Here is a 26980-nt window from a genome sequence, read left to right as displayed (position 1 = left end):
TGTCGGGTGGAAAACAGAACCGCCGCCGGTAATGGACCGGCGGCGGGATGATCGTTCAGGAGGAAAGATGTGAGGCTTATTCGGCGGCGACCTTGTAGGCCTCGCGCTGCTCGTCGGCGAGATCCTGGTCGGCCGAAGCCGGAGCTTCATCGGCGTAGTCATGCGCCGGCTCGACTACCGCATTGCCATCGAGCTCGTCCTGGTCCTCCGGCGTGCCGTCGTCTTTAGGCTGCTCGGCGCACTCGTTCTTCTTCAGCCACGACGCGAGCTTGGTCTGGTCGGGACCGAATAGCGCTGACGGATGGACGAAGCGACCTTCCTTGAAGTGCTCGACCAGGGCCGCGCGGGTGTCCTTGACCTTCTTACGAGGAAGGACCGATGTGTCCGCGCACGAGGCCTCCAGCGCCGGTCGCGACAGGCACGAGAGAAAGTCTTCCGTACCCATATTCGGCAGGTAGCCGTCCGCGCCGATCACATCGCCAGCCACACGGGACACGACGCCGCTGTCCGAACGGTTTTCCCTGCACGACAAGACGTCGATCAGGAGCGAGCGCACGGCGACGCGAAGCGTGTCCATGTCGAAGTCGAGCTTGCCCTCCTGGTCGAACAGGCAGGCGGCATGTTCGCCTAGGCCGGCAGCCCCGTAATACGAGATGTCGCGCGTGCCGGACGCCACCGTCACGTTCTGCCCTGCGAACGCCAGAACCAACAGCGCCATCAGCGTGTCGTCATCGATCGGAGCCCGCGACAGCGCTTCATGCAGAGCATCGGTGCGCAGATCACCGATCATCTCGATGCCCTTGCGGGTGACATCTGGACGGGCCTTCACGACGATCGCAGCATCGTCGCCCTCCCCGACCGGCTGTTCGCCCTTCTTCGGCTTCTTCGCCTCCGGCATACGGAAATGCACCGTCTGCACCTTGCCCTCGCGATCGAGGTACAGGGCCGTATGGTCGGACTTGCCCCGCTTGCCATAGACGCGCTCCGCCTTCTTCGGCAGTTCCGGCTGGCCCCAATTGTTGGTCTCGGTGATGACCCCCTTCTTGGGCAGGTTCTGCGTCATCCACTCCTGCTGCGCGCCCAGGAACGCCTCGACGTCGGTGGTGTAGCGGCTGTCCTGATCGGCCGGGGCGAACAGATCCTCGACCCAGGCAATGCCGTAGGCCTGCGCCAGCTCGTCGCCGAAGCTGGCATCGCGGGCATACATGCGGGTCTTCTGCAGGCCCTGTGTCACGCTCCACCAGGACACTTTGGGGTCGGCCTTCGAGGGCTTGTGCTTCTTCCAGACCTCCTTCTGGTCCTCGAGCGAGGCAGAAGCGATGGTGCGCAGCTGGCTCTCATTGGGCATATCGCCCTTGGCCATCTGATCGAGCATCGCCGGCAGGACATTCGCGAGCAGACGAAGCTTGCGGATCTGGCGGACCGGCAGAGCCAGGGCGACGGCGATCGCTTCCTCGGTCCATCCGAGCGCGAGCAAACGCTCGATCGCCCGCCACTGATCGACGGGATTGAGCTGTTCATGCGCAAGCGTTTCGGCGAGCGAGCGCATGGCGCCGCCATCTTCGGCGCGCTCGACCACCAGCACGGCGATCTCTTCAAGCCCGGCGGCAATGGCCTGCTTGACCCGGCGATGGCCGGCATCGATGACGAAGCCGTTGCCGCCATCGGATTCGGGTACAACGACGGGCGGCTGCACGATACCGACGGCGCGAATGGTCGCCAGCAGCAATGCGTCGGCTTGCGGGCTGGACTTGGAACGTCGCGCCTTGTCGGGGTTGCCCTTCAGCGCGCGCGGATCGACAAATTTCAGTTCCATGGAAATGCTCCTTACGGGGTTGCCGGACACAGCCCGTCGCTGCGTCCTTTCTCGTCTTCTTCTCGAAGACACCCCCGGCCCGCGGAGCGAGCGGGCCGGTGCAACTGCGGCCGAGCATCCCTGCCCGGCAGGACAAGCGGGGCTAACAGCCCTGCGAAGGACGACGTGGCCGGGATCGCGAGCGGCGCGGTTCAGCGCAAGCGTCAGCGGTCCGCCCGATCTGCGAGCAGGTTTTCGCCTCCCCTTCCTTTTCAGCCTTCTTCCCAAATTTGGATTGAACTCCGCTATTCCTGACGCTATATTGCGTCATAATAATTGGCATACAGGAATGGAGGTAAGCGTCATGGGACTTGCCCAATATGCTGACGGCGGACTTTTTTCACCGCGCAAAATCGCGGACGCCTTGCGTACTACCAGCGAGGAGATCGCCCGAACCGCCGGTCTCGGAAAGGATGCCATCCAGCGCAAGGACCGCATTGGCTCGGACAAGACGCAGCGACGGCTGCGCGAGATGACGGAGATCGTCAACAAGGTCGAGCCCCGCTTCGGCTCGGCGCTGATGGCCTATGCCTGGTATCGCTCCGAGCCCCTGCCCGGCTTTTCCGGCCTGACCGCGATGCAACTGGTCCGTGATGGGCGCGCCGATGACGTGCTCGACTATATCGACGCGGTCGACGCCGGCGTTCACGCCTGATCCGGTCGATGCATTTCAAGGGGGAACTCTATCGGGCGCTGAATCCGATCTATGCACGCGAGCCGATGTCTGGCCATGGCGCGGAGCTTTACGGTGGCCGTTTCAACCGGAAGGGAACGCCAGCGCTCTATATGTCCTTGTCGGTCATGACGGCGTTGCGCGAAGCCAATCAGGCCGGCAGTTTGCAGCCGACGACACTCGTGTCTTATGATGCGGATATCGAGGCGGTTTTTGACAGCCGCGACCATGAGCGCCTGCGTGCGGAGGGGATGGATGCGGCGGGGCTCGCCGGTACGACCTGGCGCGATCAGATGAAAGGAACCGGAGAGGCGAAGACGCAAGCCTTCGCACGAAGACTTGTCGCGGCTGGCTATCATGGATTGCTCGTCAGAAGCTTCGCCCCCGGAGCGACGGACGACGACCTTAATCTCGTCCTCTGGACATGGAGCGATGTGGCGCCCTGCCGTCTCACCCTGATCGACGATGAAAACCGCCTGTCGCGATAGCGGCGATCGAGGACAGCCCGTTATGGTTAACAAAAAGAAAGGCCGGCCACGCCGCGAGGCGTGACCGGCCAGCACATCGGGAGCAACTGCTCGGCACTGATGAATTCGATGCTGTCATCGCCCCCGAAATGGCGATGCTTGTAGTGAAACCAGTCCGGATTTCCGACCGGATGGCACTCCTCGGAGTAGACGACGAGCGGGCGCTCGCCATCGGGAAGTTTTCCATTTGACATGATGTAGACGCCCTGGTCTCCAACGAGCCAGAGCCCAGGAATCTCGCCCTCGCTCGGCTTCATGCCATAGTACGGATTGCGGACTCCGCCGTTGATTGCGGCATCCGCCTTACCTCGATCGATGACCTTGCGAACGACAACAATCGGAAACGTGAACATCGCCGCCCCTCACGCTGCAACGGCAAAAGGAAGGTGGCGGAGATGGACCGGCAGCTTGGCCGCGATCTCCGCGTCGGTGAGGTCGTTAAGCAGCTTTACGTCGCGGCTTCGGTCGGGACCGAAGAACAGGACCGTCCGCCAGCCGCGCTGTGCGTGCGGAAAACGCCAATCGGCATAGCCGCGATATTCATCGTGGCTCGCGCTCCAGATATGCTCGATCCGCTCTTCGCGTGTCATTGCACGGACGGGCCGGCTCTCCCGCTCCACGATCGCCGCTCGCATGTTTGCGGGCGAACCCTTGTCGGCAAGGTCGCAATAGGCGTGGAAGAACCGCATGCGGTCGTCGACTTTTAACGTGAAAAAGACGCTGGTGATGCTGCCTGTCAGGAATTCGCGCATGGCGAACATCTCGCCCTTGATGAAGAGCGGCGGCGGGATGTTGAACATGTAGGCATGCTCGGGCTGGGCAAGCTCGAACCACTCGCCGCTATAAAGGCTGCCGTTGGCATCCTCGAACCGATTGGAGCGCTGGGCATGGCGATCGAACATGCGGAACATCTGCCGGGGTCGGCGATACCCTGGTAGACTTTACGGATCGGAGAAAAGGGGTTCATTGGCGGGCTCCTTCAGCCTCGTCGGACTGGAGCGCGGCGCATCCTCGGGGATCACCATCATCTTCAGCCCTTCCTGACCCCTCCCCAGCGGCCGCCTCTCCGTCCGGGCGGGTCAAGTGCCGGCAAAGCCGGGCGAAGCTTCACACTTGACGCGGCAGGCGGGCATGCGGCAGCCGGGTCCATTTATTTTCTTCCCCTCTTTGGCCGCATGGCCGGGCTCCGGCGATGAACCGCACGCTCGTCTTAGCCTTCGTCCTTGTCGCTACGGGCGCACCCACGGCCACGGAAGCCGAAGCGCCGCACCGGTGGATCCAGTCTTGGATTGCTCAACAACAGTTCTCGATGCCGACACACCGGAGACAGCAAAACTGTTGCGAGTGCAGTACGGCGGACGCACTCGTGCGCCAGTTACGAGAGACCAACGCCTCTCGGCTGGGCGGGCTATCCTGGCAGACGGAGGAGACGAACGCAGATTGGTCCTGCGGCTGACAGGCGACGAGCCTGTCGACAGAATCATGGTGTGCGGAGAGTCGCTGACCATCGAGTTCCTCTCAGACCTGCTGCGTACGAGGGAAGAGCTCCACAAGCTTCACAGCGACGATCTGGAATGGTTTCGGGGCAAATTCGCTGGCCTGCAGGTAACTTATGCAGACGAACGTACAGGCGGGATTGTCCTTGAAATCTACACTCCAGAGGCTCAGGGGTCGGTGTCGAAGCGCTAAAGCTGGAGGCCGAGTCGCGGCTTGGCGCGCCGTTGCAGATTGAGATGACGACAAAGGTCGGGCTCGCGATCCTCGATCTCGCACCATAAGTGCGGGAGCTCGCTTTCTGCCCGGTCAAGCGGTTGCCGCCTCCTTCAACATCGCATTCCAGTCCTCGGCGAGCGGCCTCAGACGTTCGAAGTCGCAGGAGAGTTCACCGGCAAGCTCACGCAGCCGCGACACGAACGCCTCACCCTGCGTGTTCGCATCGGTGGCCGCGACGAGGCGCGCGTCGGGCCGTTCCCCTAACAGGCGAATGGCGCCATCGGTGGCCGGCGACCAGCCGCCGCCGGTGCTGACATAAAGCGTATCGCGCCGGATCTTCTCGATCGCCGCAAGGCTCATGGCGTCGACGGCCGCTTCGGTCACGCAGATGCGAGTGGCAGGTTTGAACCCGAAACGGAACAAGACCTTGCTGCCGCCGGTGGCAAAGCCGCGCCACTCGGGACCACGCTCCTCCCAGCCGGTAACCGCGCCGTCGGCGCCCTGATGAGCGGCCCACATGCTCCCGCACGGCCCTTCCCGCAGAAGGTTCTGGGCGATGGCTGCGCTGATGACCTCTTCAGGAATGTGCCGCTGGTCGCGCAGATATCGCCAGGTCGCCGATCCGCGCCATGGCTTGCGCCGAGCCGCCCAACGATCCGGTATGGATCGATCAGGTTCCGTTTCAGGCGATTGTCGTTTCCATTCCGGCTCGCGGGGCTCGAAGCCGACCAGGGATGCCACCTTGACAAAGGCTTCCAGAAAATCGCAGCCGCCCAGATGCTGAACCAGCGAATAGACATCGCCCTTGGCGTCGGAGAGCGGGTCAAACCAGCCTTTGCCATTGTGGATGACGATAATGATGTCATCGGCGCGGCGGTACTTCATCGCCTGGCGCGTGCTTTCCTTCAAGTCGATCGCAAAACCGCCCGTCTCCAGCACGGCATCACACCCCACCCGGCTACGCAGTTCTTCGATATCCGCCTTTTCCATTCTGTTCTCCCGGCCGCCTTCGGCCGACCTTTCATCCAGTTATCTTCTCCGCACACTTTGCGGAACACCTTAGCGACCGGCGCGAAGAGCAAAGGCCGCAAGGGCGCGGCTCCGGCTGCGGCGCAGCTTCCCTTGCGGCCTGCCGCTCGTAAGCGACACGCCGGACGAAAGCCGGTTCAGTGAACCGGCTTACTACCCGGGGGGTCGTACAGGTAGAGGCCGTTGACCTCGTCGTCATTGCCGGGGCGTGTCCGCGGCGAAGCCTCACTTGCGCCCTGTCGGGCGCAAGTGGCAGGCAACGATCCCCGCTTAGTGAGCCGGGCGGTACTCGTAGGGATCGTATTCGTGGACCACCGTGCCCTCGTCACCGTCATATTCGCTCGACACCATGACGCCGAACTCGCCATCGACTTGGAAGAGCGTGACCGGGACCATCAAGGTCTGCGCGAGATTGAAGGCATGGTGCTGAGCAAGGGTGAAATTGTGCGACATCGTTTGGCTCCCGTCTTTGGGCGGGGTCCATCCCCGCTCGACAGGCGCCCGACGTGTTCAGGGCATGGCCGCGGTCACCTTGAAGGCGCAGCCGCAGAGGTCGCACGCTTGCGTAGCGAACCCCTTGCGGGTTGATTGTGGAAGGCCAGGACCTGAACCAGGAAAGCCGGACATGAGAGCGGGATTGCACCTCCTCAATGGCGGCCGCCCTGTCCCCCGTCTCACACTCCTTCACGTGCTCGCCCGAGAGCCGTTCATACCGAGCCCGTTCGCCTTCAGTTCAACGTCACTGCGCCATGCCTTCCACCGGCATCACCAAACAGCAGGCGGATGACCAATTTCGGCTGGGCCTGAAGGAAAACCCCAATGGTTCCGATAGCCTTGGGATCCAAGGCTTCATGGGTAACAACCAGCACTCCGGGGGAAAGTGCAAGCAAGCCCTCTAAGTCGTCGGGGCTGGCCGCTTGAGCCCGGGCACCGCGCTCTTGGAGCAGGAGCCCGTGTACTCCAAACATCTAGACTCCCGTCGCATCTTCCCGGTGGCCGAACGGCTATCGCTTGCGAGCCGTGCAAGATGGCGCGCTTCCGGCGTCGCATCGGTACACTTGACTTCGGATGCAATCACCCGTCAGCCGCAGTCGAACTGGCAAGGGGGTGCTGAAGCCGGCGTGATCTATGTCATCAAGGCCTCGGGCTTCGCAATGGACGCCAGCCACTCCGTCGAACACTCTCAATCGCTGGATGCGGCCTCCGTGAGCATGCTTCGGACGGCAGGCGCTAACCGCTGGAAGCCGCCGGTGCCGCGGTCTGATGCTGCCGGCTCAACATGCTCGGCACGCACGCTCGGGGCGATCTGATGGTAGCGGCATATCAGAGGTATGGCTAGCGGTGGAGCGACCAGGAGCCCAATCCGGCCATGTCGGTCAAGCGGATAGCCTCAAGGGTGTCGAGTTCCTTCCTGATGGGCAGTTCTCGATCGGTCTGCTCTTCCGCGTTCCTCCTCCGGGTGTTGCGGCCAAAGAAGGATCGAATGGCAGTCAGCATGTGCGATGTTTCCCCGCGTTCTCGAGAGGTCTATAACATCGCTGCTACAATCCGGTTCCAAGGCAAACTGAAATAAGCGCTAGAGTCCAACGCTTCATAGCTGCCACAGCCGGGATTTCCGCTTGCCGTTTGACAAGGCCCACCCGCCGAGCAGCATCAGCGCACCCCAAATCAAACAACCCGATCTCCCAGTAGACCCACTGGGACCGCGGGACGGTTTCGTTGACATGGTGTGTGCCGAGAAGCTGGTGATCGTCCACTCCCTCGACCAGGTTGAATATGCCAAAGCCCATGAGCATCGTTGCAAGTAGCAACTTTCCTGACCACCCGAGATGAGGTTGGCGCGTCGCACGCCATAGCACAATGAGACCTAGTGCGACGAACACGTATGTGCCGGCGTGGAACCAGCCATCGAGGGACGTGTTGAACCGAAGGTTCTCAAGACTGCCGGCGGGATAGCCGGCTAGTCGCCATATGATGCCACTGGAGCAACTGATGCAGAACGATTCCCTCGAAGAACCAGCCTGAGCCAAGCCCGAGCAGGATCCCGGGCGAGGTCGGGAACCTGTGAGGCTCTTCGTCGCTGTTCCTTTTTCTCCTAAGGGGACCCAACGTCGAGCCCGTACATCACCGTTTTTGCGCTACCGGCGCGTCGTCATCGGATCTTTTCGAGAACCGCTTCAGCTGGCAGACCGAGACGGTGACTGCCACCGGCCTTGTGGTATGGCGACTGGACAGAACGCTATGATGTCAGGAGGCAACTGCGCATGACCGACCAACAACTGATTATCGAAGCATTGGGAGTCTCGTCCAGTTTTGACGTCGCGCTTGAAGCGCGCCGACGCACCGACTTTCTCGGCACCTATCTGCGTGCCTCGAATCTCAACACCTACGTTCTGGGCGTAAGCGGTGGCGTGGATTCGCTTGCCGCCGCTCTTCTTGCGCAACGGGCGGTGGAGGAACTGCGAACGGCAGGATATGAGGCCAGATTCCTGGCCGTTCGGCTTCCATACGGCTTACAGGCCGACGAGAGCGACGCGCAGCGGGCACTGGATACAATACAAGCAGACGAAGTGCGCCGGGTCGACATCAAGCCCGCCGCCGACGCGATGCTGGATTCGATCAAGCTTGCGGGCACCGAACTCGGCGATGCCGGCCGAGAGGACACTTTGCTTGGCAACATCAAGGCTCGTGAGCGGATGATTGCCCAGTTTGCGCTTGCCGGCGCCACCCGAGGGCTGGTCATCGGTACCGATCATGCGGCCGAAGCACTGATGGGTTTCTTCACCAAGTTCGGCGACGGTGCTGCCGACATCCTTCCTCTTTCCGGGTTGAACAAGCGTAGGGTTCGCGCCTTGGCGGCGCATCTGGGCGCTCCGCCTCAATTAGTTGCCAAGGTTCCGACTGCCGACCTGGAGAACCTAATTCCGCTTCGCCCGGACGAAGATGCCTATGGCGTAACTTACGATCAAATCGATGACTTCCTTGAAGGTCGAGAGATCGACGAAGCCGCGCGCACGCGCATATTTCAAGCGCACGCCGGCACCGCACACAAGCGCGCGCTTCCAGTGGCGCCCGTCGCCTCGTCCGGTCCATCACGACAGTAGCCGGACTCTCGGGATGGATGCTCACTATTGCTGCGACCGCCGCCAGATCTTCCACGTCCGATCCGACAGCGTCAGGTGCCGAATCCCGCCCTCGGGCTCACTTGGATTCAGCGAATAAGTTGAGCCGTCCTATCGCGCGCAGTGCATCGGCGGTCGGCCCCGAGGGCGACTCTCGATCGAAACGAGCACTGCGTAGGGACGGTTGTCCGTCGCGGTGATGGCGCCTTTCCGGGCGCGCTGGGTTAAGCGACGTTTGAAAAAATCTGCTGATCCAGGTCGCACGTGGCCAGCCCATAGCGCCACCTGTGATTCGTTGCCTCGCGCCGGCTCTGATAGAACAGCGTCAGTTGCCGGCCCTCTATCATCACAGTCGAGTGCCCGTTCTCTCCCGGCTCGCCCGGATCCAGCACTGGGCCGACGGACACGTAAGGTCCTTCGACGCGATCGGCAATTGCGAAGAATACACGCTGGCGGCTGCCGCGCGGCCCCTCGGGCAGGAAGCAGGTTGCATTGAGCAGCACGCGTCCATCCGGCAACTCGACCAGTTGAGCGCCTTCGATGCCCCATTCATAGTCGGGATGCTCGCGTGCGTTGTGATGCGGAACGTCCAGGTGGTCCAGGATCTTGCCAGCGCGCTTCCATGGTCCGAACCAGGAGTCGGACTGGCTGCGTGCGAGATAGACGTCGGGTTGCGGGACCCTGCTGAATTTCGGCATTCCCGAGTAGACGATGTAGCGCTTGCCGCCGATGACCGCCGGATGGGGATCGTAGATGCCATCTTCATCGGTGTCCGGCAGGGATAATATCGCCGACGTCAAAACAACCCAGTGGAAACCATCATTAGACACCGCATGCTCGCACCGCCCACCCGACTTCATGAATTCGGTCTGGATGAACATGTGGAAAACCCCGCCTTCGTGGATGACACCGGGCGCCGCCACACCCGAGCCGGTGATCGGCAAGGCGATCGGTTCATGCTCGGTCCAGGGGCCACGCGGATCCGGCGCTGTGGCGTGCAGTATCTTCCATTCCTCGCTCGTGACGGTGCCGCTCGATCCGAACATGTGCCAAAGCGTCCCGTCGAATACGGGACAAGGGTCTTTCAGGTCGTCCACCTGCTGTGGGTGAAACAACGGAAAGACGTGCGATTCGAAATTGATCTTCATGTCCACAAACCTCGACCGCCTCTCTCAGCTTCCGACACCCAGGTCCAAACAAACTGATTCGAGGCGTTCGTATTCTAGCAGCGTCGGCTAACACGTGTTGATTTTCCCGCTGGCCTTCAACAGCTGGATAAGTGGCAAAGCGCCACGTTAGGGCGCCGCCGTAGTCCCAATTCCAGCGGATCTCATGCCGCATTCCGACACCTCCTGCGAAGCAGTCGGGCGACCCTGCCTCTGATCGTCGGGGCCGGCGATCGACCTACGCGGGTCAATTAATCCCGTTGGAACAACTTACTGAATCGCAAGTTAGATAGAACTGATGGGCATCAGATGGCAACGTGAAAAATTAACCTACGTTAATTTTCGCGGTTATAACTCGTATTAAAAGGGAAAATATATGGACATCGCGCTTTCAAAAACAAAAAAAAGCACTTCCCAGGCGTATAATTCAGTACTTATCTGCTTTTCACATCTCCGATGGAACTTTGTATTTCAAAGGCCACAGCACCTCATGACCCTCGCCGCCCGGCAGCAACAGGTAATTTACTTCGAAGAACCAGCCTTCGAAGATGTCCGCGGTCCCTTCATGCGCATGAACGACGTAGCTCCGGCAATCAGGGTTGTCACGCCGGTCGTCCCCATTGGAACATCAGCGACAAAGGTGGATGCGATCCAGCGAAGTTTCGTCAATGAACTCGTCGCGCCGGTTCCTCATGACCGGCTGATTGCCTGGTATTACACGCCAATGGCGCTGCGCTTCAGCAGCCATCTTCGCTGCAATGTGTGCATCTACGATTGCATGGACGAGTTGTCCGCCTTCCGGAACGCGCCCGCGGAACTGGCACAGCTGGAAAGGGAGCTGTTCGGCCGTGCCGATCTGGTCTTCACGGGCGGGCAAAGCCTTTATGAGGCAAAGCGCAGTCAGCATCGTTCGATCTTTCCGTTCCCAAGCAGCATCGATGCTGCTCATTTCAGCAGGGCGAGAGGGGGTGGCGACGAACCGGCCGACCAGGCAGGCATTCCCCATCCAAGGGTCGGCTATTTCGGCGTGATAGATGAACGGCTCGACATCGCCCTTGTGGGCCAGACGGCTGCGGCAATGCCCGACATCCAGTTCGTCATGCTGGGGCCGGTGGTCAAGATCGATTCGGCGATCCTGCCACGGGCAGGCAATTTGCATTGGCTCGGTCCCAAGAACTATGCCGACCTGCCGAGCTATCTCCGTCATTGGGCAGGCGGATGGATGCCATTCGCACTCAATGAGGCAACGCGATACATCAGCCCAACCAAGACCCCCGAGTTTCTTGCGGCCGGACTGCCGGTGATCTCCACCGCCATCGTCGATGTCGTTCGCACCTACAGTGCGGCGGGTCTCGTCGAGATCGTCGACGCCGACGATATTGCGATCAAGCTTCGCTGCATGCTGGCCCGCCCCAAAGACCTGCAGGTGAGGGAAGTTGATGCCTACCTCGCCGACAAGTCGTGGGAACGTACTTGGGATGCCATGGCCTCACACATCCAGGGTGTCCAGGCGATGAAAACTGTCGTTCCGCTGCGCAGGAGAGCCTGACAATGTTCGACTGGCTGATCGTCGGAGCCGGCTTTGCCGGCAGCGTGCTTGCCGAGCGCATTGCATCGCAACGCCGCGAAAGTGTCCTGCTCATAGACCGCAGAAATCATGTCGGCGGCAACGCCTATGACTGCTACGACGAAGCGGGACTCCTGATCCATCGCTATGGTCCCCACATCTTCCACACCAACGCGCAATCCATCGTCGACTATCTGTCGCAGTTCACGGCGTGGCGGCCCTACGAACATCGCGTCCTCTCTTCGGTAGACGGCAAACTGCTGCCCATTCCGATCAATCTCGACACGATCAATCGTCTCTACGGACTTGATCTCACCTCCGAGCAACTGGAAGAATTTTTCGCTTCGCGACGAGAAACGGTGGAGGAGGTCCGAACCGCCGAAGACGTGGTGGTCAGCACCGTGGGCAGGGAACTCTACGAAAAATTCTTTCGCGGCTATACTCGCAAACAATGGGGCGTGGATCCGTCCCAACTGAGTAAATCCGTAACGGCACGGGTGCCGACCCGCACGACCCGCGACGACCGCTATTTTGGCGATACGTTCCAGAACATGCCCGCCGGCGGCTATACGCGGATGTTCGAGCGGATGCTGGACAGGCCTGAAATCAAGGTGATGCTGCAGACCGACTATGGCGAGATACGCGACAAGATCGGCTTTCGGCAGCTGATCTATACTGGGCCGATTGATGAATATTTTGATTGGAGGCTCGGCCGTCTGCCTTACCGTTCCTTGCGGTTCGACCATATGACAGTGGATTGCGAACAATTCCAGCCAGTGGCGGTGGTGAACTATCCGCAGACGGAAAACTACACCCGCGTCACGGAGTATAAGCATCTGACAGGCCAACGGCATCCGAAAACCAGCCTCACCTACGAATACCCGACCGATATAGGCGATCCCTATTATCCTGTTCCGAGAGCCGAAAACGAGGAGCTGTACAAACGCTACGAGGCAATGGCGGACGCCTGCCCAAACGTCTGGTTCGTTGGACGGCTAGCGACCTACCGTTATTACAACATGGATCAAGTGGTGGGTCAGGCCTTGGCCACATTCGCGAGGATACAGAAGACCCTGCCGGCCTCGGCTTCGTTGGAGGCGCCGACATTTGCTGTGCTCGCGCCGTAACCATTTGCCGGACGAAGCCGAACGCGATGCCGTTCTACCCGACAGGCCCATGCTGCACGCGTGATGGCCGGGCTTACGCGAACAGAAGGCGCTGGCGCGCCAGCTCGTCCGCAACTGGCTGCCGGATGCTGCGCGAACCATCCGCGTGCACGGTAGAAAACAAGCCGACTTCGGCGTGGCGGGAATTGTCCCACCCCGGATAGGCTGTCACGGGATAAATGCAAATGCCTTGGATGGGGACGCCCAGCTTCATCGCGGCGCGGACCTCATCGCAGACATAATGCAGCCATGCTGGCCCGGCGGATCCTTCGGACCCGGTTTCAGCAATGAACATCGGCTTGCGGAACCTGTGAGCGACCTCGAGCAACATCTCGGACAGCGCCTGATATTCATGGTGGCCCATGGGAATGGTCGGACCGTTTAGATACCATTGGTTGTGAGGATAAAAGTTCAGGCCAATCACGTCGACAAGATCTTGGCTGCCGCCCAGTTCAGGCTCGACCTGTCCCATCAGCATCTCATACGCCTCGAACTGACCTCGCCGGGCGTTCTGCGCGCGTTGCTGTTCCGCTCGGCTGCCGTCGCGAGGCGCGATATGGATCAGCGGCTCAGCCCAGACGAATCGACAGTCGGGGTCGGCCTGTCGCATTGCACGGATGCCCGCGACCGCTGCCTTAACGAGATGCCGTTTGAACCATCCGCGCTTCTTTGGGCCGACACGCGGGAAGTAGCCGACTTCGACGGCCCAGGCAAAGAACGAGATTTCGTTGATTGGACAAAGCAGCGGAGAGGTGCCCGTGAAGGAGCGATGGAACCGCACGGCCTCCGCGGCAAAAGCGGCGTAGGCGTCGATGAATTCCTGCGATCCCTGATCGATGTGATCGGGCGACCCGTAATGAAAAACATCCCAGATCACCTGCACGCCAACGGCACGAGCCGCTTCGATCATGGCCGCCCAACTCGACCAGTCATAGATGCCCGGCGCCGTTTCGATCAGGTGCCAGCGCAACCCGTCTCGGATCGTTCGAAGCCCGAGCTCGGCACAGCTCCGGTAGTCCGCCAAGGCATGGATGTTGTGCGAGGTAGCGCGAACAAGATCGAGCCGGACACCGTCGTTCCGCCTGTGGGAGGAACATTCAAAGCCGGCCATGAAGAAGCTTTCGAAGGTTCGGCCGACCGCTCGGTGTTGACCACCGTCTACCACATCCTGGACCGGGCCGGATCGTTCGGTGGGGGCCGGCCTGGCCATCATGCTCTCTCGCGGGTCTGGCGATTTGCCCGTAGCTCGTTACAGTTCACGGTGCTACGCGATTCGTCGACAGGATCGGCTTCAGGATGCCGACTGGCGCGAGCCTCTGCTTGGCTTCTGTCCTGCTCGTCCATGCCGCGCTTGGCTGTGTGCGGCCAGGCTAGCCTACCCGAGTGTGCCGGCTCCTTGATTGTCATTGATGCATTTCTCCGCTGGCGATCGGCGCCGGAGCTAAACCGCGAGCACAATGCTTTGTTCCGGCTGCGCCCGTTACGAACCCCATGCGGATGATTGTTCCCCGGCGCGTCGCAAACCCCACGGCGGGTCACCGCCTGCACGAGAATGGAACCGGCGACCGTCCCGGTAGTTGGGATGATTATCGGTCAGAGGTTTGTCCATGCTTTCCCCCATCGAGGAGCTCGCGCGTTCCGTCAGGGAGCGGCGCGCGATCCTGTTCGTTGGGGCTGGCGTGTCAATGAGTGTCGGCCTGCCCTCCTGGCGTAAGCTCATTGATCATCTGGTCGAGGACCTGGGCATCGATCACGGCATCATCGCGCCGTCGGACGTCAGCTACCAGACCCTGGCGGAGTTCTACCGGTTGAAGCGGGGCACCATCGGACCGCTGCGAAGCTGGATGGATCGGAACTGGAGTGTCTCGCGTGAGAAAGTGAGACGTTCGGAGATCCACCGCCTGATCGTGGCACTGGACTTCCCGATCATCTACACGACCAACTACGATCGCAACCTTGAGGTCGCCTTCGAGGTCCATAGCCGCGACTACGTGAAGGTCGCAAACGCAAAAGACATCGCCAAAGCCAGCAACGGTATCACCCAGATCGTCAAATACCACGGCGACTTCGACGACGACTCCTCCCTCATTCTGGCCGAGACCGACTATTTCGACCGGCTGTCCTTCGATTCACCCCTGGATGTGAAATTCCGCGCGGATGCATTGGGGCGGACGATCCTTTTCATCGGCTACAGCAGTCGGATATGAACATCCGCCTGCTTTTGCACCGCCTGTGGCAGACCTGGAGGCTGTCCGGCTATGAGACCGACCGCCCCAGATCGTTCGTATTCATGCCTAGCCCGAGCGTCGTCCAGGAGGCGGTGCTGGGTCGATGGGGCATCGAAATGTTGAGCGAAGAGGCGGCTCAGCCTGAACAAGCGTTAGCAGCGTTTCTTTCCAAGCTGCTTGACGCCATGAGGGGTCCATGAGGGGGGACGAACCGGGCACCAGGGCCGCCTTGAGGGCGGGGTGAAGGCGATCACCCCGCGGATCGCTTCATCTTGGTCTTGCGCCAAACAACCGCGCCCTGCCGAAGCGGATTGCACACGTTTCGCGCACGCGCGTCCAACTCGACATGGTCAGGATAAATACTGTCGAACAGAAGGAACATCTGGTTCTGCGGTCGGTTGGGCGAGATCAACGGAGATAATATGAGATGTTTTACACCGACAAGAAATTGCAATTCCCTGTGCGCGTGGAAACGCCCAGCCCGATCTTTGCTCGTGCTTTGCAGCAGGCGATCGGTGGCGTCGAAGGCGAGATACGAGTTGCGCTGCAGTACTTCTTCCAGGCCTGGGGCGCGCGCGGCCCAAGCAAGTATCGGGACCTGCTGCTGAACACCGCCACTGAGGAACTCGCCCACATCGAGATGCTCGCGACGGCCGTGGCGTTGAATCTGGAAGGGGCGCCGCTGTCTTTGCAAGAAGACATTTCAGCCGATACGATCGGCGGCTCCGTGTTGAACGGCATGAACTTCCGCCACATCCTTTCCACCGGACTCGCGGCATTGCCGGAAAATTCAAACGGCGTGCCCTTCAATGCTTCACACGTCTACGCCAGCGGCAATCTCGCCGCCGACATGATCGCCAATGTCACGGCGGAAAGCAGTGGCAGAGTGCTTGCCACACGCCTCTACAATATGACCGACGATCCCGGCATGAAGGAGATGCTGTCGTTCCTGATCGCCCGCGACACGATGCACCAGCAGCAATGGTTAGCAGCCATCGAGGACATGGGCGGGCTCGCGGCTTCACTGCCGGTTCCCAATTCCTTCCCCCAGGAACAGGAACTTCGCGACGTCAGCTATGCATTCGTCAACTGTTTCGTCGACGGCGTGCCGCCGCCCGAGGGCCGTTGGTCGAGCGGCAAATCCATTGATGGCAACGGAGAGTTCACGACCGTCCCGGGCCAGCCGATGGGTGAGGAACCCATGCTTGGCTCCCCCCGCGCGGACAGCGGAGCACAGAGCGAACAGATCGGTTCTACCCAGGGCTCCAGTCGCGCCAGGGGGTCAGACGGCAACGGCGCTCGCGCCTAGTGACACCTTTCAGCTCAGGGCTGACGCCAACGCTTTCTCCCGTGCCGCCAATCCCGGGGGAAAGCACTCTATGGCGTCGCGCCTCTGCTCAGGGTGAAGAAGCCGTGTTGGCGGAACTCACCTGCTGCCCATCACTCGGCCAGCGAAACCATCGTCACCGTCAATCGAACAAATCGATGAGGGGACGCGTGATCATGAGCCAGAAGATGGCGAGCACGGCGGCGAAGGCTGGGAAGCCGAAGACAAACCACAACCGAAACAGCTTGTTGTATCGCTCCGGCGGCGGGTCGCCAGATGTGGCGGCGCGCGCCGCCAGATTGCGCATCTCCACCTGCATCCAAACAACCGGCAGCCAGAACAGGCCGGTCACGACATAAAGCACAATCGACAGCACGATCCATCCCTCCCTCAGTGAATAGCCAGCCTGCCAGGCAAGGGCTACCCCGGTGATCGGCTGCGCGACGACGGCAGTCGCGGTAAAGAGGAAATCAGCGACAACCACGATGCGGGCAACTGCCGCGATCGTTGCGGCATTGCCGGTCCGGTGGGCGAGGAGCATGAAGAAGGCGATCCCCGCCCCTGTCCCAAGCAGCACGGCTGCGCCGATGACGTGCAGATATTTGACCACGAAATAAAGCATCAGCGCTCCTCCAGGATCGCCAGCGCAACGAAGTGCAAAGCGAGGATCGGCAGGATCTTCATCAGCGGGCCGAGTGGCTCGTTCCAGAGATCCGGACGCAGGATGGTGCCGGCGATGGCATAGAACAGCGAGATCGCGATCGCACCCCAAAGACCCGGGCGGCTTGTCGGCCGGAAGGCAATTAGCGCGCCGACAGCCGCGTCGGCGATTGCACCGGCCACGACCGCGGCCTCGGCGTGGGGCGCCACCGCAGTGCCGATCAGCAGTTCGACGCCATTACGCCAGCCTGTCGTGAGCGAGATGATGCCGGTCATGATCCAGAAGAATGGCAGCACAACGAAGATCGCCGGCTTGATGAAATAGAGCCCGGCAAACCATCGCTCCTGGACCGTTGCCGGATCTGCCGCCAATGCTGATGCGAGGCTTGCCGGGTGAATGCCTGTCGTCGCGATCCAAGGCTGCGGATCACCGACAGCGCCTCGCGTGATTTCTTTTTGCGCATTGCTGCGGATCGGCGGTCGCCAGCCGAGCCATCCAGCCAGATCGCCCAGACGATAGAGGCCTCTCGCCGCCCAGCCAGGCACGGTGAATACGGTTGCCTTTTTCCATCCGAACCACTGGCGGTAACGACTGATGAGCTCTGTCATGGTGAGTGCCTCCGGCCCCGCAAGTTCCAGCGTCAAGCGAGTAGGACTCGCGGGCTGGAGGAAGAAAAGAACGGTGGAGACAATGTCATCGAGCTGAACGACTTGCAGGCGGCCGGTATTGGGCATGGCCAGCAACAATGGCAGCGCGGCCAGCCCACGCAACAATGCGCTTGCGCCAAAGACGCCGCGCCCCAGCACCACCGAGGGACGCAGGATCACCCAGCCGACATCGAGCGCCATCAATGCCTTGTCGCCGGCCAGCTTGCTGGCGGAGAAGGCGGACGGCTGATCGCGGTCGACACCGATCGCCGAGAAGTGGATGACCGTCTTGATGCCGGCCCGTTCGCAGGCCCTGAAGAGAGCGGAAGCGGCGATGGCATGGACCTCCTGAACCTTTTCCCGCGCGTTGTCCTGCAGAACGCCGGCGCAGTTGACGACGGCATCGACGCCTGAAAGAGGGGAACTCCAGTCCTCCGGTCGGACCGCCTCCGTCATGTCCAAAATGACGTCCGAACTTTTCGAAGAGCCGGCAGGTCGGGAGCGGCGGAGCACGCGCCGTACTTCGTGTCCCTCCGCCTCCAGGCGCGCGCATAGTGAGGCGCCTATCAAACCTGTAGCGCCGGTGACAAGGATCTTCATCCCTAGAGCCCGGCCAGCACCGGCGCTCGAGCCTCCGGCGGCCTGTTTGCCGGAAGCACGTCTTGTTCGTCGAAGGCCCATTTGTGGCAGGACCAGTACCATGTCCGGTCGACCGGGTTCCAACCGTCGATGCAGCCGGCAATCGAACCGTCTGCCGCCTCGCTGATAGCGAGTTGCTCGCCATCATGGTTGATCACCCGGCCGTCGCCTGGGTCGATCTCATCGATCTCAACAGCTTTGGTGCGACGTTCGAACAGGAGCTGTCTTTTGCTCGACGCCGGTTCCGCGGACATAGGCGCGGCCGCTGCTTGGTCAAGCGCCATCAATTGCCGGACATCCATGACGGACCTCCTCGGCGTGATCCAGTGCGGCTATCTAGGCCGCCTTTTGCATCGCTCTCTCGTTCACACCGGCCTCCCCGAGTTGCGTCAGTGCTTCATCGGTCGCCTTCTCCTCCTTGAGCGACTGTTCAAGCAGCGGAACGGCGTTTTTCAGCCCAAGCAAACCGGCCCAGGTGATCAGCGTTCCATAACGGGCGATCTCATAATGCTCGACGGCTTGCGCGGCGGCCACGAGCCCGGCATCCAGGGCTGGAGCCTGTTGAAAATCCTCCAGGATCTCCTGCCCTTCTTTTATGATGCCGTCGATTGCCGGGCAGGTCTTTCCCTGTGCCCGCTTGCCGAGGATCTCGAACACCTGCTGCAGACGCTCGATCTGGCCTTCCGTCTCATCGCGATGCTTCTCAAAGGCAGCAATCACCTTTTCGGATTCAGCTCCCTTCGCCATCTTCTTCAAGGCGGAAAGGATTTTGCGCTCAGCGTAGTAGATATCCTTCAAGCCGTCGTGGAAGAGATCCTCAAGTCCCTTTGTCTGCGAAGCTTTCTTGGTTGCCATCCTCATCTCCTGCTTGAAAGCGCGCCGGGCGGCACCCCGTTCAAACGAGGCGGCTCCTTGTTTGTTCCGCCGTTTTTCCCCAGCAGACGCCGGCACCCCGTCGGTTGCGAATAAGCGGCATCGACGGCAGTGCCTGAATGCGCACACAATTGGTGTTGTCTCGCCAATGCCGCATTGAGGCTCTTACGGCGCCAATGGGGCACCAGGATGCCGGGGAAGCGACGAATATCCCCGCGAGGGCTGCGCCACGCGCCATCCTGTACGACTGAACGAGGGCGGACCTGTTCACTCGTTTTGCGCAAGATAGCTGTGCATATCGGTTGCGGCGATCGCCGCGTGTCCGAAGGCGACCGCGACCTGGTTGATTTCGTCAACCACATCGCCTGCGGCGTAGAGGCCCGCAATTGCGGTTCGCTGGCGCGAATCCACGACAAGATTGCCGATTTCGTCACATTCCGCGCCGAGGTTGGTGGCCAGCTTCGATCGCATCGTGCAGCCCAATGCGGGATAGATGGTATCGAAAGACAGCGTGTTTCCGGCAACGAGCCTGATGGTCGCCTGATGGCCGGCAGAGCGGATCGAGCCCGGGAGGCACGCGTGCACCTTGATTCCAGCCTTTTTGAGCAAGGCGTCGGCGGCGGGGTCGAGTCGAGTTGTCGTCTCCACCAACATGGTGACGTCACTTGTGTAGCTTCGCATAAACAACGCCTTCTTCATTGCGTGATCTGCCGGGCCCATCACCGCAACCCGTCCGTCGATGACCTCGTAGGCGTCACAGATCGGACACAGCCGCAACGTGCCGGCCTTGATCATATCGGCGGCGTCGGGCGTGTCTGGAAGCGTATCGACAATACCGGTGGCCATGAGCACCGCGCGAGCCCGAATGGGAACCGATGCCGTGGCGATGAAATCGGTCCCACCCCGCTTAATGTCGTGGATCGTATCGTCCACGAGATCGACTCCGCTCAGCAGTGCCTGCTGCCGCAGACGATCAAGCAGCTCAACACCGGCAATACCGTCAGGAAACCCGGGACAGTTGTGGGTTACCGGTATCCACTTTGCGCGGCTTTGGCCGGCATCCACAAGGACGATCCGGCGCCGAAAACGCCCCAGGTAGGTCGCGGCGGTCAGGCCGGCCGGTCCGCCGCCGATGACCAGGCAGTCGTATGATTCGCCAGGACGGATTTCATCGTCTGAAACCACAAGAGAACTCCCGACATGAGCGCGTCATTCCTGGCTGCCACCGCTGAGCGCCTCGTAAACCTCAGAACGCAACCAAACGAAGATCATCGCTCAGTCCTTGAGGCAGCGGGATCCAGCACGTCCGCGACCGCGTCCTTCTTCGCGCGAGGAAGGAGCGTCATCAGAAGAATGAATGCCGAGAGAACGAGACAGGCGGCGTTTGTGATGATGATCGGCCACTCGCCTTTCATGGACCCGAAGATGAGCCAGAGGGCGAACCCTGCTGCCGTAATCGCATACATAGGCGCGGAGATACTGCCCGTGTCTCGCGTCTTTATGATCTTCCAGGCTTGCGGCGTAAAGCTCACCATCGAACATAGTGCCGCGAGATAGCCGACCAGTGTCTCAGTTTCCATGCAATCAAACCGTCGGCGCGCGGTTTTGTTCACGACGGGTGTCTCTAAGTTCAATTTGACCGCTGCCCTGGCACCCTGCAGATGGCTTTAGGGCTTGGCCGTGGAGGACTGATCCGATTCGGGAAGTCGATCTCGAACAGCCTTTTCGGTAGTTTTTGCGGTGGCCTTGACGACCTCACCGACCTTACCGGCTAACGTGTCGGCGGTGCCGCTCGAGCCCTGCCGGTCCGCCTCGCTCTTGACTGTCTCGTAAGCTTCGGCAGCGATCTCTTTCGCTTGCTCCACGCTGTCCTCTAAAGCACTGTTGGCGCTGCCAAGTAGTTTGTCGCGATAGCCGCCGAGTTGCTCGTCTTCCATGGCTGTGCGAGGCAGAAGCACGCCTATAGCCGTACCCGCCGCCAGGCCGAGGACGGCAAGTGCCAGTGGTTCGCGCTCAAATAGTTCCTGCGCGGTTCGACTCGCCTGCACAACCATATCACCCGCACTGGAGCCAAGCTGCCCCACGGTGTTTACAACCTTATCCTTGGTCTCGCCAGCCGCAGTTGCCACCGCTTCGCTTGCATTGCTCGCATTCGCGCCAACGGTACCGCCGGCATCCGAGAGCATCTCTGCGACCGCCGATGGTCCACCATTGGGGATCTCTTGTCCGGAACTCAGCCCTTCCGCAGCCCCCGTCACATCGCTGACCCCGAACGTCCCCCCATCCGTGTCGGCCTGATTGTTGACAGCCTGGGTTGCAGGAGAGCCACCCGCCGAAGCACCGCTGCCAAGCATCAGCCAAGCCAGGCCGGTTCCAACCAGCATCAGGGCCAAAGGGTTGTCGCTGACTTGGGTCTGGAATCTGCTGAGGGCGGCGGTCCCTGCGCCGCCAGCAAACAACCCGGTGAACTCGTCGATCAACTGACCGGGTGTCATTTTGCTGCGGATGGATTCGGCGGTATCGACGACCGCTGCGCGGGCAATCTCGGCTTCGCGTTCGAGTTCGGCTGCCGATTTCTCGCTCATCTCATTTGTCCTTTGATCACACGCGCATCGCTCTTGAGTTGTTCTTGTGTGCGGTCAGGAGCCAATCCGGAAGGCGCAATGCCGGCCATTCCCGTGCGAAGGAGAATCACCCCCAGGATCGCCACGACGACACCGACGAGCAGCGAGGCCCACCCTGCCCCAAGCCCTGCCTTCGCCAAAGCGATCACGAGGGCTTGGAGCAGTACCACCAGCGATGCCAGCAAGCACACGGCACCGCCTACGACTTCGACCGCGCCGTGCCCGGCTTTGCTGACGTTTTCGGATATTTCGGCCCGCAGAAGCCTTGTTTCGGTCTGTAGCAGGGTCGTCACTTGCTGTGTGAGGTCGCTCACAAGGCTCGCGAGACTGCGGCCGTCCTGATCGTTGTTCATCGGTCATGCTCCGTGCTCGGCCAAGAAAGTGGCTGCATTCGTTATGACGTGAGGTCGTCCCGTGGAGAGCTGCCTGTGGTCTTCGGGCGCCTCACAGTCTTTGGGGCGCTACTGCTTTTCAGCCGACCGTCCGCTTCGCTCGAATCAGCGGGTGGCGAGCTTTTGATGAAGCGTCCCAGAGCCAAACCGGCGAGAACCGAGCCGGCGATAAGCACTCCAGAGTTTTCGCGCCCGAATGACCTGACCTCGCCTAACACTTGTTCGACTGGTTTGTCGCGCAACGAGGACGAGAGGCGCTCCAGCCCGCCAGCGGCAGTAAGCACGACCTTCGAAACGGTGGCTTGATCGCTGTTGGCCAGATGCTCACTTGCCGCCCGCAGCGCGCCCCCAAAAGCAGCTAAGCTCGCGCTCATGTCGCGCTGCGTTTCCTGCGCCTTCCCTAACAACGCCTCCTGCGCTTCAGACGTGTACTCGCCAGCTTTGCTTACGACTTCGTCACTGGCGTCGTGAATTAACCGGGTGGCATTTTGGGTTTCTTCCTGGAGCCGGTCGGAGAGCTCGCTCTTTGCCGTATCGAAATCGGATGCTGGACGTCCTGGATCGCCTTCGCGTTGCATAATGGCTCCTAGTGAAAACCGAGGAAGGAGAGAATTGCCAGCACGACTACAACGAGGCCTATCAGATAAATGACGCTGTTCACGGCCTGATTTCTCCATTTTCGTCGAAAGCAAACACGCTGAACCGCGCGATGTTCCATTAGCCAAAACTTTTTTAGCTCCCTTAGATTTACAGACCCCCTGCGAGGGTTGATCGTGCGAGTTGAACGCGAGCACGTCGCCAGGTTTGGAGCCTAAGGGTTACTCGTCACCGGCGCTCTTTGGCTATCCAGTCTGTGGAAACGGCTGGCAAGACTAACGCCTCCTCCGGCTGTCATTTGACCTTCCGCGGGCACAATCTCGAAGAGCCCTGGGCCGAGGTAAGCCCGTAGCCTCGTTCGAAGGTCAGGCGATCAGGGGCCCGGAACAACCGTGTGGCGTCTCGGTTCGGATGGCGAAAAATGGTGAGCCTTTGGGGTGCGACGTCCCAGCGGATTCGCCAGTCGCCTCAACCTATGCAAGGAGCACGGCAGCTTGTCTTTCCGGTTTCAATTCTCACTGAAACGATCATCACGCGTCTGGGTCGGCGGCCTGGTTGCGGCGGTGGCCTTGCTAGCGTTGAACAATCGAGCAGCGACCAAGCAAGCGCTTTCCGTCCGCGCGAAAGGAAGGACCATAGAGGTCGACGGTGTCCGCCTTCGATATGTCGAGGCTGGAAGCGGCAGGGACCTGGTTCTCCTGCACGGGAACGGTTCCGCCGCTGAGGATTTTCAAACCAGCGGCCTGGTAGACAAGGCAGCCAAGCGTTATCGCGTCATTGTCTTCGACCGTCCAGGATTTGGCGGCAGTACACGACCGCGCGATCGTCTGTGGACCGCCGCGGCCCAAGCGGATCTGCTCCGGAGCGCCACGCAGAGGATCGGGGCAGACAATCCTATCGTTCTTGGCCATTCCTGGGGGGCATCGGTCTCCCTCCAGTGGGCGGCCCGGTATCCGGACGAGATTGGTGGCGCGGTTCTCCTCTCCGGCTATCATTTCCCTTCCCCCAGGTTCGATGCCCTGCTTGCCGCCCTGCCGGCACTGCCGATCGTGGGAACCATTATCTGCCACACCGTCCTGCCGCCCGTCGTCAGGCTGATCTGGCCCGTGTTGATGCGCCGCCTGTTCAGGCCGCAACTTGTCCCGCCAGAGTTTTCCGAGGCCTTGCGAGGTCTGGTCACTGCACCGTCTCACCTGCGAACGACCGCGGCGGAGTCTGGTCTGCTGATCCCCGTTGCCGCATTAGCCCCCAAGACCGCAGGGAGGACAAACGCGACGATAGGTATCATGGCCGGCGAAGCCGACAGCCTGCTCGACACCAGCTATCATTCGCAACGCCGGCACAGGGCCTTACCGGGCTCGATGATACGCATCGTTGCAGGTGCGGGTCACATGGTTCATCATGCAGCGCCGCATCTTGTGCTGGAGATGGTGGACAGCATCGCGGCTGCCGGATCGCCGTCACCTGAAAAAGCTTCACACTCTGCTCCTGACTCGAGCGGAAGCCTCGAGCCCGACCGGCCAATCTAAACAGCGCGGCGTTCAGATGGCGCGACTATGCCGATTTTCGCCCGGCTTTGCTTTTGGGACGGTCCTTGATGCCTTCCTTGGCGAGACTCTTGCGAAGAACCGACGCCAGATCGATAACGTTCTCCTTCGGCGGGGGCACCGGTTTGGGCGGCTGCTTGCCCTTGCGTTTTGCGTCGATCAACGCGATGAGCGCATCCTCGTAGGTGTCTTCAAATTTCGACGGATCAAACTTGGTCACTTTTTTGTCGATCAGCAGGCCTGCGATTTCGAGCAGTTCCTGATCGTATTCGTGGCTTTTCAGGTCTTTGAATACGGTCTCTTCCGAGATCATTTCGTCATGGGTCCGCAACTCGGTAAGCAGCATTCCCTTGCCATATGGCTGTATCACGACTTCGCGCCCGCGTTGGTACAGCACCACGCAGGACCGCGCCGCCACACCCTTCTTGGCCATCGCTTCGCGCAGCACTGAGAAGGCCTCGGTGGAGGCGCCGTCGGCAGGGATCAGGTAATAGGGCTTTTCCAGGTAGCGCGTCTCGATATCCTTGATGGCGACAAACTCGTCGACCTCAAGCGTGTGCTCAGACGTCATCTTGAGCTTTTTGATCTCGTCCGGTTCGACCTTGATGAAATCGCCCGCGTCTGCCTCGTAGCCTTTGACTTGGTTTTCGCTATCGACGACATCGCCCGTCTCTTCGTCAACATAGGCAGCCTTGACGGGCAATCCATCTTTCCGATTCAAAATCTTGAAGTGGATTTTCGATGCCTCACTGGTTGCACCCACAAGCTTCACTCCGCACGACACGGACCCGACTTTCAGAAACCCTTTCCAAACTGCTCGTGGGGCCGCCATGCAGTCCTCCTGTCGCGCCGATCCTTGGCACAAACGTCAGCCAGATCGTTCCGTTCCGCCCGCCTGATCAGCATCGACGCGCACGATCGCATCACGGATCGTGCAATCGAGGCGGCCGACCTCCTCATCAATCTCGTCGCGCTTGATGCCAAGCGCTTTTGCGTCCGCGATCAGCTTATGGATCAGTTCGTTGATGACGATTACATCCGCCTTCGCCGTCTCCGGAACGTTGTTCGACAGCCATTGGCGGAGGAAGTTCATGCCCCGGGTGCTCATGCCCCCAACAAGCTTTGAGCCTTTAATAGGTTCCGCTTTATATTGACGAACCGGAGCACCGACCCTGAGTATCGGGAGAGCTTGTAGATCGCTGCGAAGAAGCAGCCCAATTAGCAAGAAAGAGACAACCGTGTTGACCGTGCTGAGCACCAGTTCGTCGAACGGCAGGTGGTGATTGATGACTTCGCTTAGCGCAGTGATCGCTGCGCTTGCCGCCAGCGATACCATCAGCACGAAACCCAGTGCGGCAACCAGGCCGAGACTTGCCGCACGCACCCGCACCAGGCGCGAAAGCGACAGGCCGTCGGTTTTTACCTTCCAGATGTCGTTCAGCGACTGTTGTATCTCACCAAATAGATGTCGAGGCGAGGAAGCGACGGAACACCGTGGAGCAGCGCTTCTGCCTCGCAACCTCAATACTGCCGGGGCACAATGGATATATCGCTTGTCCCGGCAATACACGTGCACACCCCAGTCGCTCAAGCTAGAGAGCCGGCCTCCCCTTCCTTCCCGCCTCCAAGCCAGATCGCCACGGCCAGCAATGCTGCCGGCACCGCAATGCGCCACCAACATTGCGGTCGTTGCTGTTGCTATTGCCGCCGGCGAAGCCACCGTGCGCAGCCACTGTGCCAACGCCGCCGCCATTGCAGCAGCCACCGGTCCCGCCCAGTCCGCTACCGCCGCCGCCAAAACCGTCGGACCCAGCTGTACCGCTACCGCCGCCGCCACCGCCCAGTCGAGGCCGACATCGACCGCACCGTCGCCGCCCTTGCCGACCAGTGCCTTGGCATTGGCGATGGTGAGATCGTTGATCGCGACGTTGCCGGACTGCACGAATACGCTACAATGCTGGTTGTCGCCGGAGAGCGTGTGGTTGCCGCCGATGACGGTCACGTCCTTCTGCATGATCGGCAGGTTGGCACGCAAGGTGCTGTCCATGGGTGAACGTGATGCTGTCGCCGTCGTGGGCGTGGATGATAGCACTCCTGAGATCCGTCTCGTCTTGGACAATCCAGTCGGTGGCTCTTGCCGGAAACGCTGTCCACAGCGTGCCTGCTGTTAGAAGGATGCCAGCGTCAGGCGTGTTCCCGACGTCGACAGACAGGTTTGCCCAAGCAGGGCAGCCGTCAAGCGAGTCCGCGTGACATCGACTTTTCTACCCATCTGCCCGGCTCCCGGAATCCCCCGAATTGGAGGATCTTAAAACCGATTCTTTGCCCTCAGACGGTCCAACCCGACCGGCAAAATCGACCGCATCTCGGCTGCCCCGATGGCCACGGGTATTGTTTGTCCGCCTGCAACTTCGTAGGGCCATGGACACCATCGTTCACCAGGTGATGCCGAGCTTGAGCTTGCCGGAATAGCTCTTCACGTTGCCGGAGAACTCGCCCTGGAAGGTGGCTGCGGCGAAGACGCCGGAGGGAGAGGTGTATTGGGCGCCGGCGTCGACGAGCAGGGCGTTGCGGTTGGGCTCGGCGCCACCGATGGTGAAGCTGCTGGCGGGAAGAGCCTGGAAGCC

The 26980-nt window shown here is 60.8% G+C and carries 28 protein-coding genes and 3 pseudogenes; 9 read left to right on the top strand and 22 right to left on the bottom strand.

Annotated features, from left to right (window positions below; all coding sequences use genetic code 11):
* Positions 1 to 76: 76 nt before the first annotated feature.
* Positions 77 to 1816: a ParB N-terminal domain-containing protein gene (locus FJ979_RS30860; protein ID WP_140584569.1), complete on the bottom strand. Its 1740-nt coding sequence runs from the start codon at positions 1814 to 1816 to the stop codon at positions 77 to 79.
* Positions 1817 to 2159: 343 nt separating this feature from the next.
* Here FJ979_RS30860 and FJ979_RS30855 point away from each other — a divergent pair, with 343 nt between their 5' ends.
* Complete coding sequence (locus FJ979_RS30855) at positions 2160 to 2510, top strand: antitoxin Xre/MbcA/ParS toxin-binding domain-containing protein (RefSeq protein ID WP_140501383.1); 351 nt, start codon at positions 2160 to 2162, stop codon at positions 2508 to 2510.
* A gap of 8 nt (positions 2511 to 2518) precedes the next feature.
* Complete coding sequence (locus FJ979_RS30850) at positions 2519 to 3016, top strand: RES family NAD+ phosphorylase (RefSeq protein ID WP_140501385.1); 498 nt, start codon at positions 2519 to 2521, stop codon at positions 3014 to 3016.
* A 26-nt stretch (positions 3017 to 3042) separates the two neighbouring features.
* On the opposite strand, the gene FJ979_RS30845 is transcribed toward FJ979_RS30850, so the two are convergent.
* The gene (locus FJ979_RS30845; protein ID WP_140584568.1) at positions 3043 to 3408 is read right to left on the bottom strand and encodes a DUF3085 domain-containing protein; all 366 of its coding nucleotides are present in this window, start codon (positions 3406 to 3408) and stop codon (positions 3043 to 3045) included.
* 9 nt (positions 3409 to 3417) lie between these two features.
* Positions 3418 to 4022: pseudogene (locus FJ979_RS30840) on the bottom strand (DUF1419 domain-containing protein).
* A 473-nt stretch (positions 4023 to 4495) separates the two neighbouring features.
* Between FJ979_RS30840 and FJ979_RS30835 the strand changes: the two are divergent.
* Positions 4496 to 4744 (top strand): hypothetical protein, encoded by a 249-nt coding sequence (locus FJ979_RS30835; RefSeq protein ID WP_140584566.1) that lies wholly within the window; start codon positions 4496 to 4498, stop codon positions 4742 to 4744.
* Between the two features lie 114 nt (positions 4745 to 4858).
* Here FJ979_RS30835 and FJ979_RS30830 read toward each other — a convergent pair whose 3' ends face one another.
* The 5 genes and pseudogenes from FJ979_RS30830 to FJ979_RS30815 form a co-directional block, all read right to left on the bottom strand.
* On the bottom strand, positions 4859 to 5758 hold the full coding sequence (locus FJ979_RS30830) for a DUF3991 and toprim domain-containing protein (RefSeq protein WP_140584565.1): 900 nt from the start codon (positions 5756 to 5758) through the stop codon (positions 4859 to 4861).
* Positions 5759 to 6067: 309 nt separating this feature from the next.
* Positions 6068 to 6250, bottom strand: coding sequence for a hypothetical protein (locus tag FJ979_RS30825; RefSeq protein ID WP_140584564.1), 183 nt, complete (start codon positions 6248 to 6250; stop codon positions 6068 to 6070).
* 275 nt (positions 6251 to 6525) lie between these two features.
* Positions 6526 to 6765: a hypothetical protein gene (locus FJ979_RS30820; RefSeq protein ID WP_181171902.1), complete on the bottom strand. Its 240-nt coding sequence runs from the start codon at positions 6763 to 6765 to the stop codon at positions 6526 to 6528.
* A gap of 367 nt (positions 6766 to 7132) precedes the next feature.
* A complete protein-coding gene (locus FJ979_RS32770) occupies positions 7133 to 7294 on the bottom strand; it encodes a hypothetical protein (protein ID WP_181167365.1) in 162 nt (53 codons plus the stop codon).
* Between the two features lie 94 nt (positions 7295 to 7388).
* Positions 7389 to 7906: pseudogene (locus tag FJ979_RS30815) on the bottom strand (DUF2243 domain-containing protein).
* A 155-nt stretch (positions 7907 to 8061) separates the two neighbouring features.
* On the opposite strand from FJ979_RS30815, the gene nadE reads away from it, so the two are divergent.
* Entirely contained in the window at positions 8062 to 8901 is an 840-nt protein-coding gene (gene nadE / locus FJ979_RS30810; protein ID WP_140584563.1) for an ammonia-dependent NAD(+) synthetase, read from the top strand.
* A 242-nt stretch (positions 8902 to 9143) separates the two neighbouring features.
* Here the strand turns inward: nadE and FJ979_RS30805 are convergent, their stop codons facing one another.
* On the bottom strand, positions 9144 to 10067 hold the full coding sequence (locus FJ979_RS30805; protein ID WP_140584562.1) for a hypothetical protein: 924 nt from the start codon (positions 10065 to 10067) through the stop codon (positions 9144 to 9146).
* A 508-nt stretch (positions 10068 to 10575) separates the two neighbouring features.
* Here FJ979_RS30805 and FJ979_RS30800 point away from each other — a divergent pair.
* Positions 10576 to 11634, top strand: a complete 1059-nt coding sequence (locus FJ979_RS30800; protein ID WP_224706177.1) for a glycosyltransferase family 1 protein — start codon at positions 10576 to 10578, stop codon at positions 11632 to 11634.
* A 2-nt stretch (positions 11635 to 11636) separates the two neighbouring features.
* Positions 11637 to 12779, top strand: a complete 1143-nt coding sequence (gene glf, locus FJ979_RS30795) for a UDP-galactopyranose mutase (protein ID WP_140584560.1) — start codon at positions 11637 to 11639, stop codon at positions 12777 to 12779.
* A 73-nt stretch (positions 12780 to 12852) separates the two neighbouring features.
* Here the strand turns inward: glf and FJ979_RS30790 are convergent, their stop codons facing one another.
* Complete coding sequence (locus FJ979_RS30790; RefSeq protein WP_246678976.1) at positions 12853 to 14028, bottom strand: beta-glucosidase; 1176 nt, start codon at positions 14026 to 14028, stop codon at positions 12853 to 12855.
* 397 nt (positions 14029 to 14425) lie between these two features.
* Here FJ979_RS30790 and FJ979_RS30785 point away from each other — a divergent pair.
* Together FJ979_RS30785 and FJ979_RS30780 are read left to right on the top strand one after the other, a co-directional pair.
* Positions 14426 to 15246, top strand: a pseudogene (locus FJ979_RS30785) (SIR2 family protein).
* A gap of 227 nt (positions 15247 to 15473) precedes the next feature.
* Positions 15474 to 16355 carry a manganese catalase family protein gene (locus FJ979_RS30780; protein WP_140584559.1) on the top strand — a complete coding sequence of 294 codons (882 nt, stop codon included), beginning with the start codon at positions 15474 to 15476 and terminating at the stop codon, positions 16353 to 16355.
* Positions 16356 to 16515: 160 nt separating this feature from the next.
* Here the strand turns inward: FJ979_RS30780 and FJ979_RS30775 are convergent, their stop codons facing one another.
* The 9 genes from FJ979_RS30775 to FJ979_RS30735 all read right to left on the bottom strand — a co-directional run bounded on the left by FJ979_RS30775 (position 16516) and on the right by FJ979_RS30735 (position 22787).
* Entirely contained in the window at positions 16516 to 16995 is a 480-nt protein-coding gene (locus FJ979_RS30775; protein WP_140584558.1) for a DUF2269 family protein, read from the bottom strand.
* Positions 16995 to 18281, bottom strand: coding sequence for an SDR family oxidoreductase (locus FJ979_RS30770; RefSeq protein ID WP_140584557.1), 1287 nt, complete (start codon positions 18279 to 18281; stop codon positions 16995 to 16997). Before FJ979_RS30770 ends, FJ979_RS30775 begins: the two co-directional genes overlap by 1 nt.
* 2 nt (positions 18282 to 18283) lie before the next feature.
* The gene (locus FJ979_RS30765; protein ID WP_140584556.1) at positions 18284 to 18622 is read right to left on the bottom strand and encodes a hypothetical protein; all 339 of its coding nucleotides are present in this window, start codon (positions 18620 to 18622) and stop codon (positions 18284 to 18286) included.
* A gap of 34 nt (positions 18623 to 18656) precedes the next feature.
* Positions 18657 to 19175: a ferritin-like domain-containing protein gene (locus tag FJ979_RS30760; RefSeq protein ID WP_140562320.1), complete on the bottom strand. Its 519-nt coding sequence runs from the start codon at positions 19173 to 19175 to the stop codon at positions 18657 to 18659.
* Positions 19176 to 19460: 285 nt separating this feature from the next.
* Positions 19461 to 20378, bottom strand: a complete 918-nt coding sequence (locus FJ979_RS30755; RefSeq protein ID WP_224706175.1) for an NAD(P)/FAD-dependent oxidoreductase — start codon at positions 20376 to 20378, stop codon at positions 19461 to 19463.
* Between the two features lie 83 nt (positions 20379 to 20461).
* On the bottom strand, positions 20462 to 20806 hold the full coding sequence (locus FJ979_RS30750; RefSeq protein WP_224656178.1) for a SemiSWEET transporter: 345 nt from the start codon (positions 20804 to 20806) through the stop codon (positions 20462 to 20464).
* A gap of 54 nt (positions 20807 to 20860) precedes the next feature.
* Positions 20861 to 21778 carry a hypothetical protein gene (locus tag FJ979_RS30745; protein WP_140562322.1) on the bottom strand — a complete coding sequence of 306 codons (918 nt, stop codon included), beginning with the start codon at positions 21776 to 21778 and terminating at the stop codon, positions 20861 to 20863.
* The gene (locus tag FJ979_RS30740; RefSeq protein ID WP_140562324.1) at positions 21775 to 22170 is read right to left on the bottom strand and encodes a phage holin family protein; all 396 of its coding nucleotides are present in this window, start codon (positions 22168 to 22170) and stop codon (positions 21775 to 21777) included. Before FJ979_RS30740 ends, FJ979_RS30745 begins: the two co-directional genes overlap by 4 nt.
* A gap of 41 nt (positions 22171 to 22211) precedes the next feature.
* Positions 22212 to 22787, bottom strand: a complete 576-nt coding sequence (locus FJ979_RS30735; RefSeq protein WP_140584555.1) for a hypothetical protein — start codon at positions 22785 to 22787, stop codon at positions 22212 to 22214.
* Between the two features lie 513 nt (positions 22788 to 23300).
* Between FJ979_RS30735 and FJ979_RS30730 the strand changes: the two genes are divergently transcribed.
* Positions 23301 to 24335: an alpha/beta hydrolase gene (locus FJ979_RS30730; protein WP_181171903.1), complete on the top strand. Its 1035-nt coding sequence runs from the start codon at positions 23301 to 23303 to the stop codon at positions 24333 to 24335.
* A 25-nt stretch (positions 24336 to 24360) separates the two neighbouring features.
* Here the strand turns inward: FJ979_RS30730 and FJ979_RS30725 are convergent, their stop codons facing one another.
* The 3 genes from FJ979_RS30725 to FJ979_RS32765 all read right to left on the bottom strand — a co-directional run.
* Positions 24361 to 25185, bottom strand: a complete 825-nt coding sequence (locus tag FJ979_RS30725) for a Ku protein (protein WP_140562330.1) — start codon at positions 25183 to 25185, stop codon at positions 24361 to 24363.
* 36 nt (positions 25186 to 25221) lie between these two features.
* On the bottom strand, positions 25222 to 25461 hold the full coding sequence (locus FJ979_RS30720) for a DUF768 domain-containing protein (RefSeq protein ID WP_140584578.1): 240 nt from the start codon (positions 25459 to 25461) through the stop codon (positions 25222 to 25224).
* Positions 25462 to 26788: 1327 nt separating this feature from the next.
* The coding region (locus tag FJ979_RS32765; RefSeq protein WP_181172045.1) for a hypothetical protein at positions 26789 to 26980 on the bottom strand (192 nt) is incomplete at its 5' end.

It is taken from the genome of Mesorhizobium sp. B1-1-6, assembly GCF_006443035.1.
Lineage (GTDB): Bacteria > Pseudomonadota > Alphaproteobacteria > Rhizobiales > Rhizobiaceae > Mesorhizobium.
Note: the sequence above shows the minus strand (reverse complement) of the source record. Positions and strands in the feature narration are given on the sequence as shown.